Raw genomic sequence first — 23118 nt, 5'->3', positions numbered from 1 at the left:
TCACACGTCAGTGGCGAGGGCTCACGAGCCGGTCGCGCTGCCCGCGACCCACTTCTGCCAGTCCATGTTCCAGCCGTTGAGGCCGTTCTCCGGGGCGATGGTCTTGTCGTCGGAGTTCTTGACCTCGACCACGTCGCCGAGCATCGAGTTGGCGAAGAACCAGGCGCCCGAGGTGTTCGGGTCGTCCGCGCCCTGCTTGTCCTCCAGGCCGATGCAGCCGTGGCTGGTGTTGGCGACGCCGAAGATGCCGCTGCCCCAGTAGTTGCCGTGGATGAACGTGCCCGACGTGGACAGGCGCATGGCGTGCGGCACGTCCTTGATGTCGTACTCGCCCTTGCCGTCCTTCTTGGTGAAGCCGACGGTCGAGCCGTCCATCCGGGTCTCCTTGAACTTCTCGGAGATCACCATCTTGCCGTTGTACGTGGGGCTCGACGGGCTGCCGGCCGAGATCGGGATCGTCTTGATCGTCTGACCGTCGCGCACGACCGTCATCTTGTGCGTCTTGACGTCGACCGTGGAGACCTGGACGCGACCGACCTTGAACTTGATCGTCTTCTTCTGGACGCCCTTGATGCCCGGGGCGCCCTCGACGCCGTCGAGGTCCATCTTCAGCGTGACGTCCGAGCCCGACTTCCAGTACTCCTGCGGGCGGAAGTCCAGGCGCTGGTCGTTGAACCAGTGACCGACGACCTGCTGGCCGCTGCTGGAGGTGACCTCCAGGTGCGACTGGACGGCCTTGCGGTCCTTGATCGGCTTGTTGAAGTTGATCGACACCGGCATGCCGCCACCGACGGTCGAGCCGTCCTCGGGCGTGAAGGAGGCGATGAAGCTGTTGTCGGGCGAGACGGTGGAGAACTCGGAGTGCTCAGTGGCCTTGCGGCCCTTGGCGTCCTTGGCCTCGGCCACGACCTTGTACTTCGTCGAACGCTCGAGCTGCTTGTTCGGCTTCCAGGTCTTCTTGTCCGAAGATATTGAACCCTCGACGGGGGTGCCCTTGTCCGTCGTCATCTTGACGCTCACGAGCTCACCGTCACTGACGGTGACCTGAGCGGCGTCCGCCGTGATGCCGGCGTTCGTGGTGCCGCTCTTGGGCGTGATCTTGATCTGCGCCTCGGAGGCATCCTTGGCGGCCGCGGCGTCGACCTGGCCCTGCGACTTGCCCTTGCCGTCGCCCGTGCCCTTGGCGTCGTCACCGTCGCCGCCGCACGCCGCCAGAGTCAGCACACCGCCGAGCACAGCGGCCGCGGCCGTGAGGCCCTTGCGGCGCTTGCCGTACGTCATCACACGCTTCTCCATTGCTCCTGGACCCCGGAATCCCCGAGCCGATCGTGGGGCTCGTGGGGTTACACGCATCCCGGCTACTACTTAAAAGAACGCCTGCACCCTTTCTCCCGTTCCACACTTGGGGAAATTGTGGGGAAGGCCACGCCAGTAAAGACCCTCGGGCGACTGTCGCCGCAACCGGGGTCTTGATAAAGGCCAGGAGCCCTGCTAGAAGGCCGGATCGCACCCACGGCTTCCCCCTGGGCCACCCGTATCACTAACATCGTGTCAGTCGGGACGCGCCGAAGCTCCACGACCCCCAATCACCGTCACCGCAAGGGGGATTCATCCTGTGACCGCACGCCGCCCGCTGCTGACCGCCGTGGCCGCAGGCACGCTGTTGTGCGCGATGTGGTTCGTGCCGAGCGCCAACGCCTCCGCCGAGCACCCGGCCCCCGCCCGCCCCGCCCCCGCCGGGCAGCAGCCGCAGCCGGCCGGCGCTCCGGCCACCGCGCAACTGGCCCTCGCGGACAGCGGCAGCATCGACACCACCCCGTACCTCTTCGGCGGCGTGGCCTTCGTCGCGGCCGGTGGCGCGCTGGTGACGGCCGCCGTGCGCAGGTCGCGCCCGGCGGCCCGGTAACACCCCAGGTCAGCCGAGCGGACCCGTCACCGTCTCCACGGTCTCGACGAGCGTGCCGGCGCGTACGAACGCGTCCGCCGCGGCCAGGTCGGGGGCGAGGAAACGGTCCTCGCCCGGACCCTCGACGCCCGCGGCGCGCACGGCCTTCAGCACCGCCTGCGCGGCCGGGCCCGGCGTCATGCCCTCGCGCAGCTCGATGGCGCGGGTGGCGGCCACCAGCTCGACCGCGACGACCCGGCCGAGCGCGTCGACGGCCGTCCGCAGCTTGCGCGCCGCCGACCAGCCCATGGAGACGTGGTCCTCCTGCATCGCGGAGGACGGGATCGAGTCCACGGACGCCGGCACGGCGAGCCGCTTCATCTCGCTGACCAGGGCGGCCTGCGTGTACTGAGCGATCATCAGCCCCGAGTCGACCCCGGGGTCCCCGGCCAGGAACGGCGGCAGGCCGTGCGAACGGGCCTTGTCCAGCAGCCGGTCGGTACGGCGCTCGGCGATGGAAGCCAGGTCGGCGGCGGCGATCGCCAGGAAATCAAGCACATAAGCCACTGGTGCGCCATGGAAGTTACCGTTGGACTCCACACGGCCGTCGCGCAGCACGACCGGGTTGTCGACGGCGGCGGCCAGCTCGCGGTCGGCGACCAGCCGGGCGTGGGCGAGCGTGTCCCGCCCGGCCCCCGCGACCTGCGGCGCACAGCGGATCGAATACGCGTCCTGCACCCGCGGCGCGTCGTCCTGGTGGTGCCCGGTGAGCCCGGAACCGTTCAGGACGGCCGCCATGTTGGCGGCGCTGACGCCCTGCCCGGGGTGCGGGCGGATGGAGTGCAGCTCCGGCGCGAGGACCTTCTCGGAGCCCAGCAGCGCCTCGAGCGACAGCGCGGCGGTGATGTCGGCGGACGTGATCAGCCGCGCGAGGTCGGCACAGGCCATGACCAGCATGCCGAGCATGCCGTCGGTGCCGTTGAGGAGCGCCAGCCCCTCCTTCTCCCGCAGCTCCAGGGGCTCGATGCGGTGCTCGGCGAGCAGCTGGGCGGCGGGCCGTACGACCCCGTCGGGCCCCTCGGCGTCCCCCTCGCCCATCAGCGCGAGGGCACAGTGCGACAGCGGCGCCAGGTCGCCGGAGCAGCCCAGCGACCCGTACTCGTGCACCACGGGGGTGATGCCGGCGTTCAGGACGGCGGCCATGGTCTCCACGACCACCGGCCGTACGCCCGTATGCCCGGAGGCGAGGGTCTTCAGACGCAGGAACATCAGCGCCCGCACCACCTCGCGCTCGACGCGCGGGCCCATGCCGGCCGCGTGCGAGCGCACGATGTTGCGCTGCAGCTGGGCGCGCAGCTCGGGGCTGATGTGGCGCGTGGCGAGGGCGCCGAAGCCGGTGGAGACGCCGTAGACGGGGTCGGGCTTGGCGGCGAGGTCGTCGATGACCTGCCGCGCCGTGGCGACGGCGGCCAGCGCTTCCTCGGACACGACGACGCGCGCACCGTCGCGCGCCACGGCGATCACGTCTTCCGCGGTCGTCCCGGCCGTCCCCACCACCACAGTGTGCATATCCATATTCAGGCACCCTAGAGACTGAATCGCGACCTGTCACTAGTCGCCCGTGCAGCAGTTATAACGTCGCCGCGGGCGTCGGCCTTCCAGGCCCGCCGTGCCTCACGCGGCCCCGGAAGGGCCCGTCCCGCCCCGGCCACTGCCCCGTCCCCGGAACCGCCGCCGCTCCGTGCCGGCCCCCGCCCCGGGCGGCGGCCGGTCCGCCATCCGCACCACGGGGTCCTCCCGTCCCCCGTCCCGCCCCGCCACGACCGGCCCGGTGGCCCGCGCCCCCTTGGCCCGGTACTGCGCCGCGTCCGCCAGCCGGAACAGCCGCCGGGCGGAGCGCACCGGCCCGATCGGGTCCCCCGTCGAGGCCACCCCGCACGCGACGCCTTCCCCCAGCTCCAGCGCCGCCGCCCGCCGGCACAGCTCTTCCGCGACCCGTACGACCTCGTCCGCGGCGGGCCCGATGGTCAGCAGGCAGAACTCGTCACCGCCCAGCCGCGCCGCCAGCGCCCCCGGCAGCCGCGCCCCGCACAACGACAGCACCGATCCGAAACGTTCCAGCAGGCGGTCCCCCACCGCGTGCCCCAAGGTGTCGTTGACCCGCTTGAGCCCATTGAGGTCGCACACCACCAGGCTCACGACGACCCCGTCCGACTGGTGCCGCTCGATGGCCTCGTCGAGACGTGCGTCGACGGCGCGCCGGTTGGCGAGCCCGGTGAGCGGATCCGTGAACGCGAGCCGCCGCACCTCCTCGAGCCGCTCGGTCTGCGCGATGCCCGACGCGGTCACCGCCGCCAGGACGGTGGCGAACTCCGCGTCCTGGGGCCCGAACACCGGCGCCCCGAGGGGCCGCGCCACATACAGCTCGCCCCAGGCCCGGCCGTGCAGCACGATGGGCGCGACGACGCAGCACCCCCGCCCGCGCCGCCGCAGGGCGGCGACCCTTTGATGACAGTAGGCACCGACGCCGCTCCCCTCGCCCTCGGCGGTCTCCACCCAGGCGTGCGGCGCCCCGGCCACCCACTCTTCATGCAGGAACGAGGCGATCTCGGGAAAGGCGTGCACAGGATAGGACTCGCCACCGGGGAACCGCTCCTCCCCCGCCGCCCGCTCCCCGACGTTGACCAGGACCCGCAGCCGCCCGTGCTCACGCTCCCAGACCGAAACGGCGGCGAAGGTTCCGCCCAGGGCGCGCCGCGCCCCTTCCGCGGCGGCCTCGACGCTCTCGAGCGGGGTGTACGCGGCGGCCATCGCCTGCGCCAGTTCCACCACGGCGCGCAGGCGGTCGTCGCGCTCCCCGTCAGCAGCCACCCGAGCCTCACATTCCGTCACTGCGCGCAGGTCCTGCACTCCAGCGTAAGAACGTGCGGCTCATTCCGCTTTATAAGGGGCGTTACGCACCTTGATAAGGGGCGTTACGCATCCCACGCGGCACCCGGCTCCGCACCCCGCTCAGGAGAGGCCGCTCACTCCCCCGGCCAGTCGGGCGCGCGCTTCTCGTTGAAGGCGGCCACGCCCTCGGCCCGGTCGCCGGAGAAGGCCACGGTGCGCCAGGCGGCGTCCTCGACCTCGAGGCCGGCCCGCAGGTCCAGCCCCTGCCCCAGCCGCAGCGCCCGCTTCGCGGCACGCACACCGACCGGCGAGTTGCGGGCGATGCGCGCGGCGAGGGCCAGCGCCTCCTCCCGGTCCCGGCCGGGCTCGACCAGCACGTCGACGAGGCCCAACTCCCGTGCCTCGGCGGCCTCCACCCGCCGGGCGCTGAAGATCAGCTCGGCGGCCCGGGCGGCCCCGACGCGGCGCGGCAGCAGCTGCGTACCGCCGCCGCCGGGGATCACCCCGACCGACACCTCGGGCAGCCCCACCACGGCGGTGGCGTCCGCCACGATCACGTCGCAGGACAGCGCCAGCTCGAAGCCGCCGCCCAGGGCGAAGCCGTGCACGGCGGCGATGGCCGGCATGGGCAGCTCCAGCACACCGGTGTAGCAGGCGCGCGAGAAGGGGCGCTGGCGGCGCAGGTCGTCGTCCGTGAAGGAGTTGCGCTCCTTGAGGTCCGCGCCCACGCAGAAGGCGCGCTCATGGGTGGAGGTGAGGACGACGGCCCGTACGTCACGGTCCGCGGCGAGCGCGGCGGTGGCCTCGATGACGCCGCGACCGAGCCCGGTGGAGACGGCGTTCATGGCCTTGGGGCGGTCCAGCACCAGCTCGGCCACGTGACCGCCCTCGTGCTTGCGGATCGCGATCCATTCCCCGTAGCGCTGTTCGCTCACGCGGCTCACCCTCCCGGTCGTCGGCTACGGGACGATCATGCCCCGCGGCCGCCCGGCAGGCCAGCCCCTACGGGGAGCCGGTCCTATCCGGCTCACGGCTCCCGCCGGGTGAGCAGCCACGGCTCCACGACGCCCAGCCCCCGCACGGGCCGCTGCCACATCGGCTGCAGGGCGAACCGGTACGCGACGGGCTCCTCGCCCGCCTGCTCCGCCGCCGCGGCCTCGGCCTCGGACTTGGGCGCGTCGCCGGCGCGTGCGAGCTCCTCCGCGAGGGCGCCGTCGACGAGGACGGCGTCCTTCGGCGCTATCGACGTCAGCCGGCTCGCGAGGTTGACGGTCGTGCCGAAGACGTCGCCCATGCGCGTCGTGACGGTCCCGAACGCGATGCCGACCCGCAGCTCGGGCATCGTCTCGTCGTGCGTGAGGGTCTCGATCAGCCGCAGTCCGATCTCGGCGGCGGTACCGGCGTCGTCGGCCGCGAACAGCACCTCGTCGCCCAGGGTCTTGATGAGCCGCCCGCCGTGCGCGGCCACCAGGTCGGCCGCCGTGGTCTCGAAGGCCTCGACCAGCTCGCCGAGCTCCTCCTCCTCCAGGCGCCGGGTCAGCCGGGTGAAGCCCACGAGGTCGGCGAAGCCGACGGCGAGCCGCCGGTCGACCATCTCCGCGTCGTCCGTGGCCTGGACGACGCGGCCGGTGGCGGCGGCGAGCTGCCGGCGCCAGACGTAGACGAGGAACTCCTCCAGCTCCGGCAGCAGCAGCTCGACCAGCGGGTAGGTGATCTCCGTGCGGGTCATTCCCTCCTGAGGCTCGGTCAGGCCCTCCAGGAAGGAGTCGATCTGCCAGTCGGCGAGCCGCGAGGTGGTCTGGCCGGTGGACCGGGCGACCTGGACGGCCATGGGCTCGCTCAGCAGCCCCGCCTCGACCAGACCGGCGAGCCGGCGCAGCGCCAGCACGTCGGCCTCGGTGAGGGCCTTGGCCTGCCCGATGTCGGCGAACCCCATGGCGCGCCAGAACCGGGCGGCCAGGTCCATGGAGACTCCGGCCGCGCGCGCGGCCTGGAAGGGGGTGTAACGGCGCTCGGCGCCGAGAATCAGGGCTTCGAGCCGGAGCGCGAGGGGGTCGCCGCCCTCGTCGCCGATGTCCTGCCCGACGTCCTGGGAAGCGGCCTCGCGCGCAGCGCTGTCCTCCCCCTTGGCCTCAACGGCACGGGAGGTTCCCCCACCGTCGGCGGTCACCGCCCGCCCCCTGTCCGATCCGTGCGCACTGCCCTGCCGATCGCTGCTCGCTTAGGTTCCGGGCACAACGATACGTCAGGTGTGCCGTAGCTCACTCTCCCCACGGCACGCCGCTCACTCTTTACGACGTTTACGACCCTGCCGGCCGCAAATGGACGATGTCACCCGCTCCCACCGGCTCCTGCACGCCCTCGGCCGTCGCCAGTACCAGCCGTCCGTCGCCGTCCACGGCCACGGCCTCGCCGACGAGCTCCCGGCCGCCGGGCAGTTCGGCCCGTACGGACCGGCCGAGCGTGGCGCAGCCGGTGGCGTACGCCTCCTGCAGCCGGCACAGGGCGGGGTCGCCGCCGGCGCCGCGCCACTCGCCGTACCACTCCTCCAGGGAGCGCAGCACGGCCCGCAGCAGCGGGTCGCGGTCGAGCACCGTGGCGCCGGCCAGCGCCAGCGAGCCGGCGCCGGGCACCGGCAGCTCGTCGGCGCGCAGGGTGACGTTGAGGCCGATGCCCACGACGACGCTGTCGCCGGTGCGCTCGGCGAGGATGCCGCCGGCCTTGCGCTCCTCGCCGCCGACCGTCACGAGGAGGTCGTTGGGCCACTTCAGGGCGGTGTCGACACCGGCCGCGCGGGAGACCGCGGCGGCGGTGGCGACGCCGGCGAGCAGCGGCAGCCAGCCCCAGCGGGCGGCGGGCACACCGGGGCCGGGGGTGAGCAGGACGGAGAAGAAGAGGCCGGAGCGCGGCGGCGCGGACCAGGTGCGGTCGAGGCGGCCGCGCCCGGCGGACTGTTCCTCGGCGACGAGCACGGCCCCCTCGGCGCCGCCGGAGGCGGCGAGGTCGGTGTTGGTGGACCCGGTGCGCGCGACCACGTCGACGGAGGTCCACAGCGCGCCGGGGCGCAGCAGCCCGCGCCGCAGGGCAGCGGCGTTGAGGGGGGGCCGGTCCAGGTCGGACCAGCGGTTGCCGGAGGCGTCGGAGGGCGTCATAACAACCACCATAGGAGGCAGGCGAGGACGAATCGGTGTGGCCAACGACGCACTGCCGCAGCGCATCCGCGCGGATACGCTACGAACCGGTAGCACCGGTCAGCCGTACCTCTTCAGCCCACACCCCTGGACGAGCAGGAGCCGCATCCCGTGTCCGAGCCGGAAGCCAATGGATTCGACATCCACACCACCGCGGGCAAGCTCGCGGATCTGCAGCGCCGGATCGAGGAGGCGACGCACGCCGGCTCCGCGCGGGCGGTGGAGAAGCAGCACGCCAAGGGCAAGTTGACGGCGCGCGAGCGGATCGAGCTGTTGCTGGACGAGGACTCGTTCGTCGAACTGGACGAGTTCGCCCGGCACCGCTCGACCAACTTCGGCATGGACGCCAACCGCCCGTACGGGGACGGTGTGGTCACCGGCTACGGCACGGTCGACGGCCGTCCGGTGGCGGTCTTCTCGCAGGACTTCACGGTCTTCGGCGGCGCGCTCGGCGAGGTGTTCGGCCAGAAGATCGTCAAGGTGATGGACTTCGCCCTCAAGACGGGCTGCCCGGTCATCGGCATCAACGACTCGGGCGGCGCGCGCATCCAGGAGGGCGTGGCGTCCCTGGGCATGTACGGCGAGATCTTCCGCCGCAACACGCACGCCTCCGGGGTGATCCCGCAGATCTCGCTGGTCGTCGGCCCCTGCGCCGGTGGCGCGGTCTACTCCCCGGCGATCACCGACTTCACGGTCATGGTCGATCAGACCTCGCACATGTTCATCACCGGCCCGGACGTGATCAAGACGGTCACCGGCGAGGACGTCGGCTTCGAGGAGCTGGGCGGCGCCCGGACGCACAACACCACCTCGGGCGTGGCGCACCACATGGCGGGTGACGAGAAGGACGCCATCGACTACCTCAAGGCCCTGCTGTCCTACCTGCCGTCCAACAACCTCTCCGAGCCCCCGGCCTTCCCCGAGGAGGCCGATCTGGAGGTCTCGGAGACCGACAGCGAGCTGGACGCGCTGATCCCGGACTCGGCGAACCAGCCCTACGACATGCACACCGTGCTGGAGCACGTGCTGGACGACGGGGAGTTCCTGGAGACCCAGGCGCTGTTCGCGCCGAACATCGTCACCGGCTTCGGCCGGGTCGAGGGGCGGCCGGTGGGCGTGGTCGCCAACCAGCCGATGCAGTTCGCCGGCTGCCTGGACATCAACGCCAGTGAGAAGGCCGCGCGCTTCGTCCGCACCTGCGACGCCTTCAACATCCCGGTGCTCACCTTCGTCGACGTCCCCGGCTTCCTCCCGGGCACCGACCAGGAGTACAACGGCATCATCCGCCGCGGCGCCAAGCTGATCTACGCCTACGCCGAGGCCACGGTGCCCCTGATCACGGTGATCACGCGCAAGGCGTACGGCGGTGCGTACGACGTCATGGGCTCCAAGCACCTGGGCGCCGACCTCAACCTGGCCTGGCCCACCGCGCAGATCGCCGTCATGGGCGCCCAGGGCGCGGTCAACATCCTGCACCGCCGTTCGCTGGCGGCGGCGACGTCGCCGGAGCAGCAGGAGGAGCTGCGCGCCCAGCTGATCAGCGACTACGAGGACACGCTGCTCAACCCGTACGTGGCGGCCGAGCACGGCTACGTCGACGCGGTGATCATGCCGTCGGACACCCGCCGGCAGATCGTGCGGGGGCTGCGCGCGCTGCGGGACAAGCGCGAGGTGTTGCCGCCCAAGAAGCACGGCAACATCCCCCTGTAGGCCGCCGCCGTACCGGCCTCGAAGGACCACGAAGGACCGGTAAGGACCAGGAAGGAAGGTTCGCCGACGTGATCAAGGTCGTACGGGGCAATCCGACCCCCGAGGAGCTGGCCGCCGCACTGGCGGTGGTCCAGGCCCGCGCGGCGGCGGGCGCCGCCGCCGCGCCTCCGGAGCCCACGCGCCCGGAGTGGGCCAGCCCGGCCCGGCTGGCGGCGTCCCGCCGCGTTCCGCACCCGGGCCCGCGGGCCTGGCGCACCACCTACTGGCCCTCCTGAGCCCCGGGGGCCCGCCGATTTGCCCGTGGCGCTTGAGTACGCGTACTCAGGCGCCACGCCCTTTCCGGCCGGACCATGGAGGCCATGCTCTGGTCCGACCCGTCCGAAGAACCGCCCGAGGAGCTGCGCGAGGCGCAGGCCATGCTCCGGCGGGCGGGGGTCGTGCTCGCCGTGGGGATGGTGGTGCTGTTCGTCCTGCTGGGCATCAGCTGAGACGCCTGGGTCATCAGAGGTCATCAGAGGTCACAGGCGCCTCATAGGTTTGCCCTGACCGCAACCGCATTCGCCCGATTCGCGTCATGACCAGTGATATGCCGCGAACCGGGAAGACTGCGGGAGTAGCCACACCATGAACAGGCCCGTGCGCCACATAGCGATATTCGCGGGGGTGCTCATCCTCGCCCTGCTGCTGCAGGCGACCTGGGTGCAGTTCGTCCGCACCGACGAGCTGGCCGGCCACGAGAAGAACCGGCGGGTGGCCATCGCGAGCTTCTCCCAGCCACGCGGCAACATCATCGTCGGCGGCGAGCCCATCACCGGTTCCACGGCGACCGAAGGCAGCGACCTGAAGTACAAGCGCACCTTCAAGGACGGCGAGATGTACGCCCCCGTCACGGGCTTCTTCTCGCAGGGCTACGGCAGCACCCAGCTCGAGAGCCTCAACAACAAGCTGCTCAACGGCACCGACGACCGCCTGTTCCTCCAGCGCACCAGCGACATGCTCACCGGCAAGAAGCCGCGCGGCGGCGACGTGGTGACCACCATCGACCCGAAGGCACAGAAGGCGGCGTTCGAGGGCCTCGGCGACAAGAAGGGCGCCGTCGTCGCCCTCGACCCGCGCACCGGCAAGATCCTCGCCCTCGCCTCCACCCCCTCGTACGACCCCTCGGTCTTCGCGGGGACCAGCGGCAAGGACAGGGCCGCCTGGGAGGCGCTCGAGAAGGACAAGGACAAGCCCACGCTGAACCGCGCGCTGAAGGAGGTCTACCCGCCCGGCTCGACCTTCAAGATCGTCACGGCGTCGGCGGCCCTGGAGAACGGCCTCTACAGCGACATCGACGGCAGGACCGACTCGCCCGACCCCTGGACCATGCCCGGCACCCGGACCGTGCTGCCCAACCAGAACCCCACCGCGCCCTGCAAGGACGCCTCGCTGAACGTCGCGATGCAGCACTCCTGCAACAACGTCTACGGCAAGGTCAGCTCCGACCTCGGCAAGCAGAAGATGAAGGAGACGGCCGAGAGGTTCGGCTTCAACAACGCCAAGGTCGACACCCCCGTCCGCGCCGCGAGGAGCACCTTCCCCGACAACATCAACACCTCGCAGACCGCGCTCGCCGGCATCGGACAGGGCAGCCTGACCGCCACCCCGCTCCAGGTCGCCATGATGACCGCCGCCATCGCCAACGACGGCAAGCTGATGAAGCCCTACATGGTCGAGGAGCTGCGCGGCCCGGACCTGCAGAGCATCGAGAAGTACCAGCCGGAGGAGATGTCGCAGGCCGTCTCGCCCGAGGTCGCCAAGAAGGTCCAGCGGATGATGGAGGACACCGCCACCAAGGGCACCGGCAAGTCCGCGCTCATCGACGGCGTCACCGTCGGCGGCAAGACCGGCACCGCCGAGCGCGGCAAGGACCAGAAGAACCTCGCCTGGTTCATCTCCTACGCCAAGACGGCCGACGGCTCCCCCGTCGCCGTCGCCGTCATGATCGACCCCGACGACAGCGTGCCGAACGACGAGATCTCCGGCGGCAAGCTCGCCGGGCCGATCGCCAAGAAGGTCATGCGGGCCGTCCTCGACAAGTGACGCCCCGTGCCGCCCTTAGGCTGGCCCGTATGACCGACAGCACCCGCCGCCGCCTCGTCCTCGCCTCCCAGTCCCCCGCCCGCCTCGGCCTGCTGCGCCAGGCCGGGCTGGCCCCCGAGGTGATCGTCAGCGGGGTGGACGAGGACGCGCTCGACGCCCCGACCCCCGCCGCGCTGGCCCTGGTCCTCGCCGAGGCCAAGGCCGCGGCCGTCGCCGGCCAGGAGGCGGCGGCGGGGGCGCTGGTCGTGGGCTGCGACTCGGTGCTGGAGCTGGACGGCCAGGCGCTCGGCAAGCCGGCCGACGCCGAGGAGGCCACCGCCCGCTGGAAGGCGATGCGCGGCCGCTCCGGCGTCCTGCGCACCGGCCACTGCGTCATCGACACCGCCACCGGCCGCCGGGCCTCGGCGACCGCCTCGACCACCGTCCGCTTCGGCGAGCCGTCCGATGCCGAGATCGCCGCGTACGTGGCCTCGGGCGAGCCGCTGCACGTCGCGGGCGCCTTCACCCTCGACGGCCGTTCCGCACCGTTCGTCCGGGGCATCGACGGCGATCCCGGCAACGTCATCGGCCTGTCGCTGCCGCTGCTGCGCGAGCTGCTGGCGGAGCTGGGGACCGGCATCACCGACCTGTGGGCGTAGCCCTCGCGGGCGTAGCCCCTACAGCGGCAGGGCGTTCGTGGCCTGGCCGACTTCCTTCAGCTGGCTGAGCTGGTCGAGCTTGCCGAGCCCGTTGACGACGCCGGGGTAGAGGCTCTGGTCCTGCGAGGGGGCCATGTCCTGGGGGCTGGGCATCCCCTTGGGGGGCTGCACCCCGGACGGCCCGGCCTGCGGCCCCGGCGCGCCCTTGACGGGGGCGGCCTTCGGGGGAGCGCTCTTGGCCGGCGGGACCTTGGCGGGGGCCGGCTTGGCCGGCGCGCTCTTGGTGGGTGCGGCCTTGGCCGGAGCGGCCTTGGCCGGGGCGCCCTTGCCCGGAGCGGCCTTGGCCGGAGCACCCTTGCCCGGAGCGGCCTTGGAGGGGGCCGCCTTGCCCGGGGCGCCCTTCGCCGGCGCACCCTTCGCGGGAGCGCCCTTGCGCGGGGCGTCCTTCGTCGGGGCATCCGTCGGGGTGCCCTGCGACGGGTCGGTGACGCTGACCGGGCCCGCGTTCGACGTCGTCGGCGGCGGCGCCACCGGCGTCGGCGCGACGGGCGCGGCCGAGGCGGTCGCGGTGGAGGACATGGACAGAGCGGCGCCGGCCAGGACGGCAGCGGCAGCGATGCGCTTGATCATGACTTCATCAACGATGTCAGGGTATTTCGGTCACGTTCGCCTCCACCAGGAGGGTAACCGCCCACAGAACAGCGGCAGTTCACCCCCACCCAGAGTTTCACCCTCCGCAACTGGCGTACCGGACCGAGGATTCCCGCCCCCGCTCCGCACGCCCGCGGTGGCCACCCGGACCGTCCCGGCCCCTGTGCGAGGCTGGGAGGTCCGCCCGTACCGCCTCCCCGTAAGGAGCCCGCCCCTCATGCCGCAGTCCGTGGACCGCGCCCTGGACGTCCTGGACGCCGTCGCCGCGTCCGACGGGCCCGTACCCGCCAAGGCCCTCGCCCGGCGGCTGGGCTGCGGCCTGTCCACGGTCTACGAGCTGCTGGGCACCCTCACCGCCCGCGGCCACCTGGTGCGCACGCCCGCCGGCTACGTCCTGGGCTACCGCGTGCCGTCCCTGCACCTCGCCTTCCAGCGCCAGATGCGGATGAGCGGCGAGGTGCAGGAGCTGCTGCACAGGACCCGCCGGGCGGCCGGCGTGGACACCTACTTCAGCACCTACCGCGACGGCGGCATCGCCGTGCTCGCCGCGGCGACCGCCTCCCACCCGGCCACCGGCGGCTTCACGGTCGGCCAGGACACCACCGGCCACGCCACCGCCCACGGCAAGGTCCTGCTGGCGGCCCTGCCCCGGGCCGCCCGGCTGCGCTATCTGGCGGCGTCCGGGATGCGGGCGATCACCCCGCACACGATCACCTCACCGGAGCGGCTGGACGTGCAGCTGCGCCGGGTGAGACATGAAGGGGTGGCCGTGGAGGTCGAGGAGTGCGCGCCCGGCGTGGCGTGCGTGGCGGTGCCGGTGCCCGCCGCCGGGGCGCCCACCGCGGTCTCCGCGGCGCTGCCGTTGGAGGAGTTCCACCGGCGGGGGCACCAGGTGGCCGAGGCGCTGCGGCAGGTCGCGGCGGAGGCGGCCACGTTCCAGGGGACGGCCGACATCAGTGGCTCTACTGGCGGGTAAACCTCCGGCAGGAGGCCCTACCGTCCGGGACGGCACGCAAACTTTGTGTCACCCATTTGTAGGGACTCCACTAAGAAACGGCCTCACCGCCCCTCCCCGGCCCCCGAGAGCTTGACCACACCTTCGCGCGATCGGCAGGCGGGGAAACCCGGCGTACCGTGGATGATCTGGGGACTTCGGCCCGCACACGGCTCCCCCTTCACGCTCCGTGTGGGCAAGGTCACCCTCGAAGTCGGGTCGGCACAGAGTGTCGCCAGTACCTAAACTCACCTTGTTTCAAGGAGGGAGCCATCGTGCGCAAGGTGCTCATCGCCAACCGTGGCGAAATCGCTGTCCGCGTCGCTCGTGCATGCCGGGATGCGGGGATCGGAAGTGTGGCGGTCTACGCCGACCCCGACCGCGACGCGTTGCATGTCCGCGCGGCCGACGAGGCCTACGCGCTGGGTGGTGACACTCCCGCGACCAGCTACCTCGACATGGCCAAGGTCCTTGCCGCCGCCGCCGAGTCCGGCGCGGACGCCATCCACCCGGGCTACGGCTTTCTCTCGGAGAACGCCGAGTTCGCGCAGGCGGTCATCGACGCCGGCCTGACCTGGATCGGCCCGCCCCCGCAGGCCATCCGCGACCTGGGCGACAAGGTGGCGGCCCGTCACATCGCCCAGCGGGCGGGCGCGCCGCTGGTCGCCGGCACCGCCGACCCCGTCTCGGGTGCGCAGGAGGTCGTGGCCTTCGCCGAGGAGCACGGCCTGCCGATCGCCATCAAGGCCGCCTTCGGCGGCGGCGGACGCGGCCTGAAGGTCGCCCGCACGCTCGAAGAGGTGCCCGAGCTCTACGACTCGGCCGTCCGTGAGGCCGTCGCGGCCTTCGGCCGGGGCGAGTGCTTCGTCGAGCGCTATCTGGACCGCCCGCGCCACGTCGAGACCCAGTGCCTGGCCGACAAGCACGGCAACGTGGTCGTGGTCTCCACCCGTGACTGCTCGCTGCAGCGCCGCCACCAGAAGCTCGTCGAGGAGGCCCCCGCGCCGTTCCTGTCCGAGGAACAGAACGCGGAGCTGTACCGCGCCTCGAAGGCCATCCTGCGCGAGGCGGGCTACGAGGGCGCCGGCACCTGCGAATTCCTGGTCGGCCAGGACGGCACGATCTCCTTCCTGGAGGTCAACACCCGGCTGCAGGTCGAGCACCCGGTCACCGAAGAGGTCACCGGCATCGACCTGGTCCGGGAGATGTTCCGCATCGCCGACGGCGAGGAGCTGGGCTACGACGACCCGCCGCGGCGCGGCCACTCCTTCGAGTTCCGCATCAACGGCGAGGACCCGGGCCGGGGCTTCCTGCCCGCCCCGGGCACCGTCACCCGCTTCGAGGCCCCGAGCGGTCCCGGCGTGCGGCTGGACGCGGGCGTGGAGTCGGGCTCGGTCATCGGCCCGGCCTGGGACTCGCTGCTGGCCAAGCTGATCGTCACCGGCGCCACCCGCGAGCAGGCCCTGCAGCGCGCGGCCCGTGCCCTGGCGGAGTTCCAGGTCGAGGGCATGGCCACGGCCATCCCCTTCCACCGGGCCGTCGTCGCCGACCCCGACTTCACCGCGGACCCCTTCCGGGTCCACACCCGCTGGATCGAGACCGAGTTCGAGAACACCATCGCGCCGTTCGCCGGCGCGACGGCGGAGGAGGACGAGGAGGCCCCGGGCCGCGAGACGGTGATCGTCGAGGTGGGCGGCAAGCGCCTGGAGGTCTCCCTGCCCTCCTCCCTCGGCATGACCATCGCCCGCACCGCCGCGGCCGGCGGGGCCAAGCCCAAGCGCCGCGCCGCGAAGAAGTCCGGCTCCGCCGCCTCCGGCGACGCCCTGGCCTCCCCGATGCAGGGCACCATCGTCAAGGTGGCCGTCGAGGAGGGCCAGCAGGTCAACGAGGGCGACCTCGTCGTGGTCCTGGAGGCCATGAAGATGGAGCAGCCCCTCAACGCCCACCGCTCGGGCACCATCAAGGGCATCACGGCCGAGATCGGCGCGTCCGTCTCCTCCGGCGCCGTCATCTGCGAGATCAAGGACTGATCCCGGCTCCGCAGCGCCCACGGGCCCCGGCCGCACAGGCCGGGGCCCGTGGGCATTCATGGACCGGCGCGCACACCGGCCTGGCATCCTTGACTGACGGGGACTGTGGGACCTGAGGCCGGCACTGCGGCCACCGATCGGGAGGACTGACCCAATGGCGACCGACGCGGCGCAGACGTCACCACGACCTATGCGCGCGGACGCCCGGCGCAACTACGAGCGGCTGCTCGTGGAGGCCCGTACGGCGTTCACCGAGCACGGCACGGACGCCTCGCTGGAGGACATCGCCAAACGGGCCGGCGTCGGCATCGGCACCCTCTACCGGCACTTCCCCAACCGCACCGCGCTGATGAGCGCGGTCTTCCAGGGCGAGGTGGACGGCCTGCTGGCCCGCTCCCGCGAGCTGCTGGCGTCCCCCGAGCCCTGCCGGGCGCTCGTCGCCTGGCTGCGGGCCATCGTGGCCCACGCCAGCACCTACCGCGGCCTGTCACGGGCCCTGATGGCCGCACAGACCGACGAGGCGTCCGCGATGTCCCGGTGCAGCCTGCCGATGCGCGAGGCGGGCAGCACGCTGCTCGCCCGGGCGCAGCGGGCCGGCGCCATCCGCGAGGACGTGGACATCGTCGACCTGATGCAGCTGACCAACGCCATTTCGCTGGCGGTCGAACAGTCCCCGGACGACCCGGGGTTGGCCGACCGCCTGCTCACCCTGACGCTGACGGGGATAAGGGCGCAGCGCACCCCCGCCTAGCGCCGCCTCGGGGCCAGGTCAGCGACCCGGGCCGTGGCCTGGCCGTCCAGGGACACCGCGCTGCGCAGCTGCGCGCCCGGCGGGCCGCCCTGCCCCGGCCCGCCCGGCTGGCCGTGACCCAGGGGCAGGTTTCTGCGCTGTCCGGGCAACGGTGGCACGTCCCGGCGGCGGGCCGCCTGGGAGACCGCGTCACCGTGCACGGCACCGGCGCCGGAGCCCGACCCCGCGCCGGGCCCGGCGACGGAGATGTGCACACCCTGGTCGGCCAGCGCCTGGAGCTCGGTGGCGGCCCGGTCGTCGTGGGCGGGCGGCTCGTCGGTCACGAGTCTGGTGATGACGTCCGTGGGTACGGTCTGGAACATCGTGTCGGTGCCCAGCTTGGTGTGGTCCGCGAGGACCACCACCTCCGCCGCGGCCTGCACCAGCGCCCGGTCCACGCTCGCGGAGAGCATGTTGGACGTGGACAGCCCGCGCTCGGCGGTCAGCCCGCTCCCGGACAGGAAGGCCCGGGTGACCCGGAGCCCCTGCAGGGACTGTTCGGCACCGCTGCCGACCAGGGCGTAGTTGGAGCCGCGCAGGGTGCCGCCGGTCATGACGACCTCGACGCGGTTGGCATGGGCCAGCGCCTGGGCGACGAGCAGGGAATTGGTGACCACCGTCAGACCCGGTACCCGCGCGAGCCGGCGGGCCAGCTCCTGCGTGGTGGTACCGGCGCCGACGACGACGGCCTCGCCCTCTTCGACGAAGCTCGCCGCGAGATCGGCGATGGCCGTCTTCTCGGCGGTCGCTAGATGGGATTTCTGCGGGAAGCCGGACTCCCTGGTGAAACCGCCCGGCAGCACCGCACCGCCGTGCCGGCGGTCGAGCAGTCCTTCGGCCTCCAGCGCCCGCACGTCACGCCGTACGGTCACTTCTGAGGTCTGGACGACGCGGGCGAGCTCGCGGAGCGAAACCGCTCCGTTGGCCCGCACCATTTCGAGGATCAATTGGCGACGTTCTGCAGCGAACACGAAACCGACAGTAACGCCAACGACCATCTGTTTTCAGCAGGTTGCAGCAATTAACGGAAGTTGTCCGTAGTGCGGTGCAAGGAGTGGTATAGGGAACCGGAACACCCGGTCCCCTGTCCCTACGCCTCCCGCTGTGTCTTGCGCGTGTGCAGCTGCCGCGCCACCTCGGCGATGGAGCCGGACAGCGACGGGTAGACGGTGAAGGCGTTGGCGATCTGCTCCACGGTCAGGTTGTTGTCGACCGCGATCGAGATCGGGTGAATGAGCTCGCTGGCCCGCGGCGAGACGACCACACCACCCACGACGATGCCCGTGCCGGGACGGCAGAACATCTTCACAAAACCGTCCCGAATACCTTGCATCTTCGCTCGCGGATTACGCAGCAACGGAAGCTTGACGACACGGGCGTCAATCACACCGTTGTCGACATCGGCCTGCGTATACCCGACCGTAGCAATCTCCGGATCCGTAAATACGTTCGCGGATACAGCCTTGAGATTGAGTGGCGCGACCGTGTCGCCGAGGAAGTGATACATGGCGATCCGGCCCTGCATCGCCGCCACCGACGCCAGCGCGAGCACGCCCGTGCAGTCACCGGCGGCGTAGACGCCCGGCGCGCTGGTCCGCGAGACCCGGTCCGTCCAGATGTGCCCGGACTCCTTGAGCCGGATCCCGGCCTCCTCCAGCCCTATCCCCGCCGTGTTCGGGATGGACCCGACCGCCATCAGGCAGTGCGTGCCGCCGATGACGCGCCCGTCGGCGAGCGTCACCTCCACCCGGTCGCCCACCCGCTTGGCGGACTGCGCCCGGGAGCGCGCCATGACGTTCATGCCGCGCCGCCGGAAGACGTCCTCCAGGACGGCGGCGGCGTCCGGGTCCTCACCCGGCAGCACCCGGTCCCGCGACGACACCAGCGTCACCTTGGACCCCAGCGCCTGGTACGCGCCGGCGAACTCGGCACCGGTCACACCGGAGCCGACCACGATGAGCTCCTCGGGGAGCTCGTCCAGGTCGTAGACCTGAGTCCAGTTCAGGATCCGCTCGCCGTCCGGCAGCGCGTCGGGGATCTCCCGGGGGTGCGCACCGGTGGCGATCAGCACGGCGTCCGCGGCCAGCGTCTCCTCGGTCCCGTCGGCGGCCGTCACCACGACCCGGCGCGACCCGTCCGGCGCCTGCTGCGGCTCCAGCCGCCCGCGACCGCGCAGCACCCGCCCGCCGGCCCGCGTCACCGAGGCCGTGATGTCGTGCGACTGGGCCAGCGCGAGGCGCTTGACCCGTCGGTTGACCTTGCCCAGGTCCACGCCCACCACACCGGCGGCCTGTTCCAGCGGCGGCGTGTCGTCGGCGACGATGATCCCCAGCTCCTCGTACGAGGAGTCGAAGGTCGTCATCACCTCCGCCGTCGCGATGAGAGTCTTCGAGGGCACGCAGTCGGTGAGTACCGACGCCCCACCCAGACCGTCGCAGTCGACGACGGTCACCTCCGCGCCGAGCTGCGCGGCGACGAGCGCCGCCTCATAGCCGCCGGGTCCGCCACCGATGATCACGATCCGAGTCACGTACTCCATTGTCCCGCACCCATCAAAGCGGCTCCTTCCGGGGCCTCCCTATGCGATTACGACGCTGATCTGTGCGACCTCTGTACGAAATCCGACAGAAAGTTCCGCACGAACCTCCCTTCGAGATTGCCACCCCAAATGCCGTCCCGCCTCACTCACGTACCCTCGGAACCATGTCGCTCTACGCCGCGTACGCCGGCAACCTCGACGCGCGGCTGATGACCCGCCGCGCACCGCACTCCCCGCTGCGCGGCACCGGTTGGCTCAACGGCTGGCGACTGACGTTCGGCGGGGAGCAGATGGGCTGGGAGGGCGCACTCGCCACCATCGTGGAAGCCCCCCGCTCACAGGTCTTCGTGGCCCTCTACGACATCGCCCCGATGGACGAGGACTCGATGGACCGTTGGGAGGGTGTCGGCCTGGACATCTACCGGCGCATGCGTGTCCGCGTCCACACTCTCGACGGTGAGGAGCCAGCCTGGGTCTATGTCCTCAACGGCTACGAGGGCGGCCTGCCCTCCGCCCGCTACCTCGGCGAGATCGCCGACGCCGCGGAATCCGCCGGCGCTCCGCACGACTACGTCATGGAGTTGCGCAAGCGCCCGTGCTGAAGGTGACGATTCCATCTCGTCGCAAAGCACAAAGCAACAATCGGAACACCGTAACCAGCGACATCTACGCGCGTAGGCCATTAGCGGTTACCCTCGTCCGCGTGAACGCATCAGTTACCCCCGAGATCCAGGCCGACCCGTACGCCGCGGCCGACGCCGCCGCCGCCCGCCTGCGCGAGCTCACAGGCGCCGAGACCCACGACGTCGCCCTGGTCATGGGCTCCGGCTGGGTGCCCGCCACCGAAGCGCTCGGCACCCCCGAGGCCGAGTTCCCGGTCACCGAGCTCCCCGGCTTCACCGCCGCCGCCGTCGCGGGCCACGCGGGCACGATCCGCTCCTACAAGGTCAACGACAAGCGCGCGCTCGTCTTCCTCGGCCGTACGCACTACTACGAGGGCCGCGGCGTCGCCGCCGTCGTGCACGGGGTCCGCACCTCCGTCGCCGCCGGCTGCAAGACCGTCGTCCTGACCAACGGCTGCGGCGGCCTGCGCGAGGGCATGCGCCCCGGCCAGCCGGTGCTGATCAGCGACCACATCAACATGACGGCGACCTCGCCGATCGTCGGCGCGAACTTCGTCGACCTCACCGACCTGTACTCGCCGCGCCTGCGCGCGCTGTGCAAGGAGGTGGACGCCAGCCTCGAGGAGGGCGTCTACGTCCAGCTGCCCGGCCCGCACTACGAGACCCCGGCCGAGATCAAGATGGTCCGCACCCTCGGCGGTGACCTCGTCGGCATGTCGACCACGCTCGAGGCCATCGCGGCCCGCGAGGCCGGTGCCGAGGTCCTGGGCATCTCCCTCGTGACGAACCTCGCCGCCGGCATGACGGGCGAGCCGCTGAACCACGAGGAGGTCCTCGAGGCCGGCCGCGACGCCGCTTCGCGGATGGGTTCCCTTCTCGCGCAGGTTCTGCCCAAGCTCTGAGCTTGACCACTCCGCACTGGAGGCCCCGCGCCTCCGGCGCGGGGCTTTTGCGCGCCTACGGCGCGTGACACCGTGCGGCCGGTGGTCGCGTTTGTGCCCACCCGTTCCGCCCTGCGGAACGACTGCCCACAAACAGGTCGCCGTCGAACCGGCGTGAGGGGGCGGGGTGGGATGGGCCCTGGCAGGGGGCGTTGGGGGCACCCCCAGCGTCTAGCTGGGGGAGTGATTTGCGGCGGCATTGGGGGCACCCTCAACGCTGGGCCTCATCCGCCGTAAATCATGCAGCCCCCAGAAGGGCACGTCCCGCCCCGGCCCCGCCCCGAAACGCACCGCACCCGCACCCGCACCCATGCGCACCCCCAAAGACCTCCGGAGGAGAACCGTGGAGCGAGACCTCATCGCCCAGGCCCAGGCCTGGCTCGCCGAGGACCCCGACCCCGAAACCCGCGACGAGCTCGCCAAGCTCATCGACGCCGGCGACCTCACCGAGCTCGGCAGCCGCTTCGCCGGCACGCTGCAGTTCGGCACCGCCGGCCTCCGCGGCGAACTCGGCGCCGGCCCCATGCGCATGAACCGCGCGGTGGTCATCCGCGCCGCGGCGGGCCTCGCCGCGTACCTCAAGAAGCAGGGCCACGCCAACGGCACGGTCGTCATCGGCTACGACGCCCGCTACAAGTCCGCCGACTTCGCCCGCGACACCGCCGCGGTCATGGTGGGCGCCGGCCTGAAGGCGGCGCTGCTGCCCAAGCCGCTGCCCACCCCCGTCCTCGCCTTCGCGATCCGCCACCTGGGCGCCGTCGCCGGCATCGAGGTCACCGCGAGCCACAACCCGCCCCGCGACAACGGCTACAAGGTCTACCTCGGCGACGGCTCCCAGATCGTGCCGCCCGCCGACGCGGAGATCGCCGCCGAGATCGCGGCCGTCGCGAGCCTGGCCGACGTGCCCCGGCTCTCCACCGGCTGGGAGACCCTCCGCGAGGACGCCGTGGTCGGCGCCTACCTGGAGCGCACCGACGCCGTGCTGACGGGCGGCTCCCCCCGCGACGTCGGCGTGGTCTACACGCCCATGCACGGCGTCGGCCGTGACGTCCTGACCGCCGCGTTCGCCCGCGCGGGCTTCCCCGCGCCGACGGTGGTCGCCGAGCAGGCCGAGCCGGACCCGGACTTCCCGACGGTGGCGTTCCCGAACCCGGAGGAGCCGGGCGCGATGGACCTGGCCTTCGCGACGGCCCGTGCGGCGGTGGCGGCGGGCGAGTCGCCCGACATCATCATCGCCAACGACCCGGACGCCGACCGCTGCGCCGTGGCGGTGCCGGCGCCGGAGACCGTCGAGGGCTGGCGGATGCTGCGCGGCGACGAGGTGGGCGCGCTGCTGGCCACGCACCTGGTCCACAAGAGCGCCCGCGGCACGTTCGCGACGACGATCGTCTCGTCCTCGCTGCTCTCCCGCATCGCGGCGGCCGCCGCCGGAGCCTCGTACGAGGAGACGCTGACCGGCTTCAAGTGGCTCGCCCGCGTGGACGGCCTGCGCTACGCGTACGAGGAGGCGCTGGGCTACTGCGTCGACCCCGAGGGCGTACGGGACAAGGACGGCATCACCGCGGCCCTGCTGGTCGCGGAGCTGACCGCGGAGCTCAAGGCGACCGGGCGGACGCTGAGCGACCTGCTGGACGACCTGGCGGTCGAGCACGGCCTGCACGCGACGGACCAGCTCTCGGTGCGGGTGGAGGACCTGTCGCTGATCGCGGCGGCGATGCGCCGCCTGCGGGAGCAGCCGCCGACCGTGCTGGCCGGGCTGCACGTGGTGTCGGCGGAGGACCTGACGAAGGGTACGGAGTCGCTGCCGCCGACCGACGGCCTGCGGTACCACCTGTCGGGTGACGAGTCGGGCACGGTCTCGGGGGCCCGGGTCATCGTGCGCCCGAGCGGCACGGAGCCGAAGCTGAAGTGCTACCTGGAGGTCGTGGTACCGGTAGCCGCGGCAAGCGCCCTGGCGGACGCACGCGTGCACGCCGCCGAGGTCCTGGCAGCCATCAAGGTGGACCTGTCGAGGTCAGCGGGCATCTGACGCCGTCTGGTGGGTCGGGGCGGGGCGGGCAATCGTTCCGCCCCGTTGTGGGCAATCGTTCCGCAAGGCGGAACGGGTGGGCACAACGGAACAACGAACCCGCACCACCCCGCCCCCTCCCGC

Annotated in this window: 21 protein-coding genes; 12 read left to right on the top strand and 9 right to left on the bottom strand. The window is 72.0% G+C overall.

The window, feature by feature from the left end:
- Positions 1-21: 21 nt before the first annotated feature.
- On the bottom strand, positions 22-1296 hold the full coding sequence (locus ABZ956_RS00710) for an Ig-like domain-containing protein (RefSeq protein ID WP_361884951.1): 1275 nt from the start codon (positions 1294-1296) through the stop codon (positions 22-24).
- 319 nt (positions 1297-1615) lie between these two features.
- On the opposite strand from ABZ956_RS00710, the gene ABZ956_RS00705 reads away from it, so the two are divergent.
- A complete protein-coding gene (locus ABZ956_RS00705) occupies positions 1616-1906 on the top strand; it encodes a hypothetical protein (RefSeq protein ID WP_361884949.1) in 291 nt (96 codons plus the stop codon).
- A 9-nt stretch (positions 1907-1915) separates the two neighbouring features.
- On the opposite strand, the gene hutH is transcribed toward ABZ956_RS00705, so the two are convergent.
- The 5 genes from hutH to ABZ956_RS00680 all read right to left on the bottom strand — a co-directional run bounded on the left by hutH (position 1916) and on the right by ABZ956_RS00680 (position 7929).
- Positions 1916-3460: a histidine ammonia-lyase gene (hutH, locus tag ABZ956_RS00700; protein ID WP_361884947.1), complete on the bottom strand. Its 1545-nt coding sequence runs from the start codon at positions 3458-3460 to the stop codon at positions 1916-1918.
- A 99-nt stretch (positions 3461-3559) separates the two neighbouring features.
- Positions 3560-4696, bottom strand: coding sequence for a diguanylate cyclase (locus ABZ956_RS00695; protein WP_361886595.1), 1137 nt, complete (start codon positions 4694-4696; stop codon positions 3560-3562).
- A 215-nt stretch (positions 4697-4911) separates the two neighbouring features.
- Positions 4912-5721 (bottom strand): enoyl-CoA hydratase-related protein, encoded by an 810-nt coding sequence (locus ABZ956_RS00690; RefSeq protein WP_361884945.1) that lies wholly within the window; start codon positions 5719-5721, stop codon positions 4912-4914.
- An 83-nt stretch (positions 5722-5804) separates the two neighbouring features.
- Positions 5805-6851: an adenylate/guanylate cyclase domain-containing protein gene (locus ABZ956_RS00685; protein WP_361886593.1), complete on the bottom strand. Its 1047-nt coding sequence runs from the start codon at positions 6849-6851 to the stop codon at positions 5805-5807.
- Positions 6852-7077: 226 nt separating this feature from the next.
- On the bottom strand, positions 7078-7929 hold the full coding sequence (locus ABZ956_RS00680; protein ID WP_361884943.1) for a biotin--[acetyl-CoA-carboxylase] ligase: 852 nt from the start codon (positions 7927-7929) through the stop codon (positions 7078-7080).
- 150 nt (positions 7930-8079) lie between these two features.
- Between ABZ956_RS00680 and ABZ956_RS00675 the strand changes: the two genes are divergently transcribed.
- The 5 genes from ABZ956_RS00675 (at position 8080) to ABZ956_RS00655 (ending at position 12398) form a co-directional block, all read left to right on the top strand.
- Complete coding sequence (locus tag ABZ956_RS00675; RefSeq protein WP_361884941.1) at positions 8080-9678, top strand: acyl-CoA carboxylase subunit beta; 1599 nt, start codon at positions 8080-8082, stop codon at positions 9676-9678.
- Between the two features lie 68 nt (positions 9679-9746).
- On the top strand, positions 9747-9953 hold the full coding sequence (locus ABZ956_RS00670) for an acyl-CoA carboxylase epsilon subunit (RefSeq protein ID WP_361884939.1): 207 nt from the start codon (positions 9747-9749) through the stop codon (positions 9951-9953).
- 84 nt (positions 9954-10037) lie between these two features.
- The gene (locus tag ABZ956_RS00665; RefSeq protein ID WP_361884937.1) at positions 10038-10166 is read left to right on the top strand and encodes a hypothetical protein; all 129 of its coding nucleotides are present in this window, start codon (positions 10038-10040) and stop codon (positions 10164-10166) included.
- 136 nt (positions 10167-10302) lie between these two features.
- A complete protein-coding gene (locus ABZ956_RS00660) occupies positions 10303-11760 on the top strand; it encodes a penicillin-binding transpeptidase domain-containing protein (protein ID WP_361884935.1) in 1458 nt (485 codons plus the stop codon).
- A gap of 29 nt (positions 11761-11789) precedes the next feature.
- The gene (locus ABZ956_RS00655; RefSeq protein WP_071961849.1) at positions 11790-12398 is read left to right on the top strand and encodes a Maf family nucleotide pyrophosphatase; all 609 of its coding nucleotides are present in this window, start codon (positions 11790-11792) and stop codon (positions 12396-12398) included.
- A gap of 18 nt (positions 12399-12416) precedes the next feature.
- On the opposite strand, the gene ABZ956_RS00650 is transcribed toward ABZ956_RS00655, so the two are convergent.
- The gene (locus tag ABZ956_RS00650; RefSeq protein ID WP_361884933.1) at positions 12417-13028 is read right to left on the bottom strand and encodes a hypothetical protein; all 612 of its coding nucleotides are present in this window, start codon (positions 13026-13028) and stop codon (positions 12417-12419) included.
- Between the two features lie 238 nt (positions 13029-13266).
- Here ABZ956_RS00650 and ABZ956_RS00645 point away from each other — a divergent pair, with 238 nt between their 5' ends.
- The 3 genes from ABZ956_RS00645 to ABZ956_RS00635 all read left to right on the top strand — a co-directional run bounded on the left by ABZ956_RS00645 (position 13267) and on the right by ABZ956_RS00635 (position 16824).
- Entirely contained in the window at positions 13267-14025 is a 759-nt protein-coding gene (locus ABZ956_RS00645; RefSeq protein WP_361884931.1) for an IclR family transcriptional regulator C-terminal domain-containing protein, read from the top strand.
- A gap of 293 nt (positions 14026-14318) precedes the next feature.
- Positions 14319-16073 carry a biotin carboxylase N-terminal domain-containing protein gene (locus tag ABZ956_RS00640; RefSeq protein WP_361884929.1) on the top strand — a complete coding sequence of 585 codons (1755 nt, stop codon included), beginning with the start codon at positions 14319-14321 and terminating at the stop codon, positions 16071-16073.
- A 154-nt stretch (positions 16074-16227) separates the two neighbouring features.
- The gene (locus ABZ956_RS00635; protein WP_361884927.1) at positions 16228-16824 is read left to right on the top strand and encodes a TetR/AcrR family transcriptional regulator; all 597 of its coding nucleotides are present in this window, start codon (positions 16228-16230) and stop codon (positions 16822-16824) included.
- Here ABZ956_RS00635 and ABZ956_RS00630 read toward each other — a convergent pair.
- Positions 16821-17861, bottom strand: coding sequence for a DeoR/GlpR family DNA-binding transcription regulator (locus tag ABZ956_RS00630; protein WP_361884925.1), 1041 nt, complete (start codon positions 17859-17861; stop codon positions 16821-16823). The two genes, ABZ956_RS00635 and ABZ956_RS00630, sit on opposite strands and share 4 nt — an antisense overlap.
- Positions 17862-17953: 92 nt before the next feature.
- The gene (locus ABZ956_RS00625) at positions 17954-19402 is read right to left on the bottom strand and encodes an NAD(P)H-quinone dehydrogenase (protein WP_361884923.1); all 1449 of its coding nucleotides are present in this window, start codon (positions 19400-19402) and stop codon (positions 17954-17956) included.
- A 164-nt stretch (positions 19403-19566) separates the two neighbouring features.
- Between ABZ956_RS00625 and ABZ956_RS00620 the strand changes: the two genes are divergently transcribed.
- The 3 genes from ABZ956_RS00620 to ABZ956_RS00610 all read left to right on the top strand — a co-directional run bounded on the left by ABZ956_RS00620 (position 19567) and on the right by ABZ956_RS00610 (position 22995).
- Positions 19567-20004 carry a gamma-glutamylcyclotransferase gene (locus tag ABZ956_RS00620; protein ID WP_071965776.1) on the top strand — a complete coding sequence of 146 codons (438 nt, stop codon included), beginning with the start codon at positions 19567-19569 and terminating at the stop codon, positions 20002-20004.
- 101 nt (positions 20005-20105) lie between these two features.
- Complete coding sequence (locus ABZ956_RS00615) at positions 20106-20927, top strand: purine-nucleoside phosphorylase (RefSeq protein WP_361884921.1); 822 nt, start codon at positions 20106-20108, stop codon at positions 20925-20927.
- 349 nt (positions 20928-21276) lie between these two features.
- A complete protein-coding gene (locus ABZ956_RS00610; RefSeq protein WP_361884919.1) occupies positions 21277-22995 on the top strand; it encodes a phospho-sugar mutase in 1719 nt (572 codons plus the stop codon).
- Positions 22996-23118 lie beyond the last annotated feature (123 nt).

Source organism: Streptomyces sp. NPDC046261 (genome assembly GCF_040646235.1).
Lineage (GTDB): Bacteria > Actinomycetota > Actinomycetes > Streptomycetales > Streptomycetaceae > Streptomyces.
The sequence above is the reverse complement of the archived record's forward strand: the minus strand, read 5'-3'. Positions and strand labels throughout refer to the sequence as shown.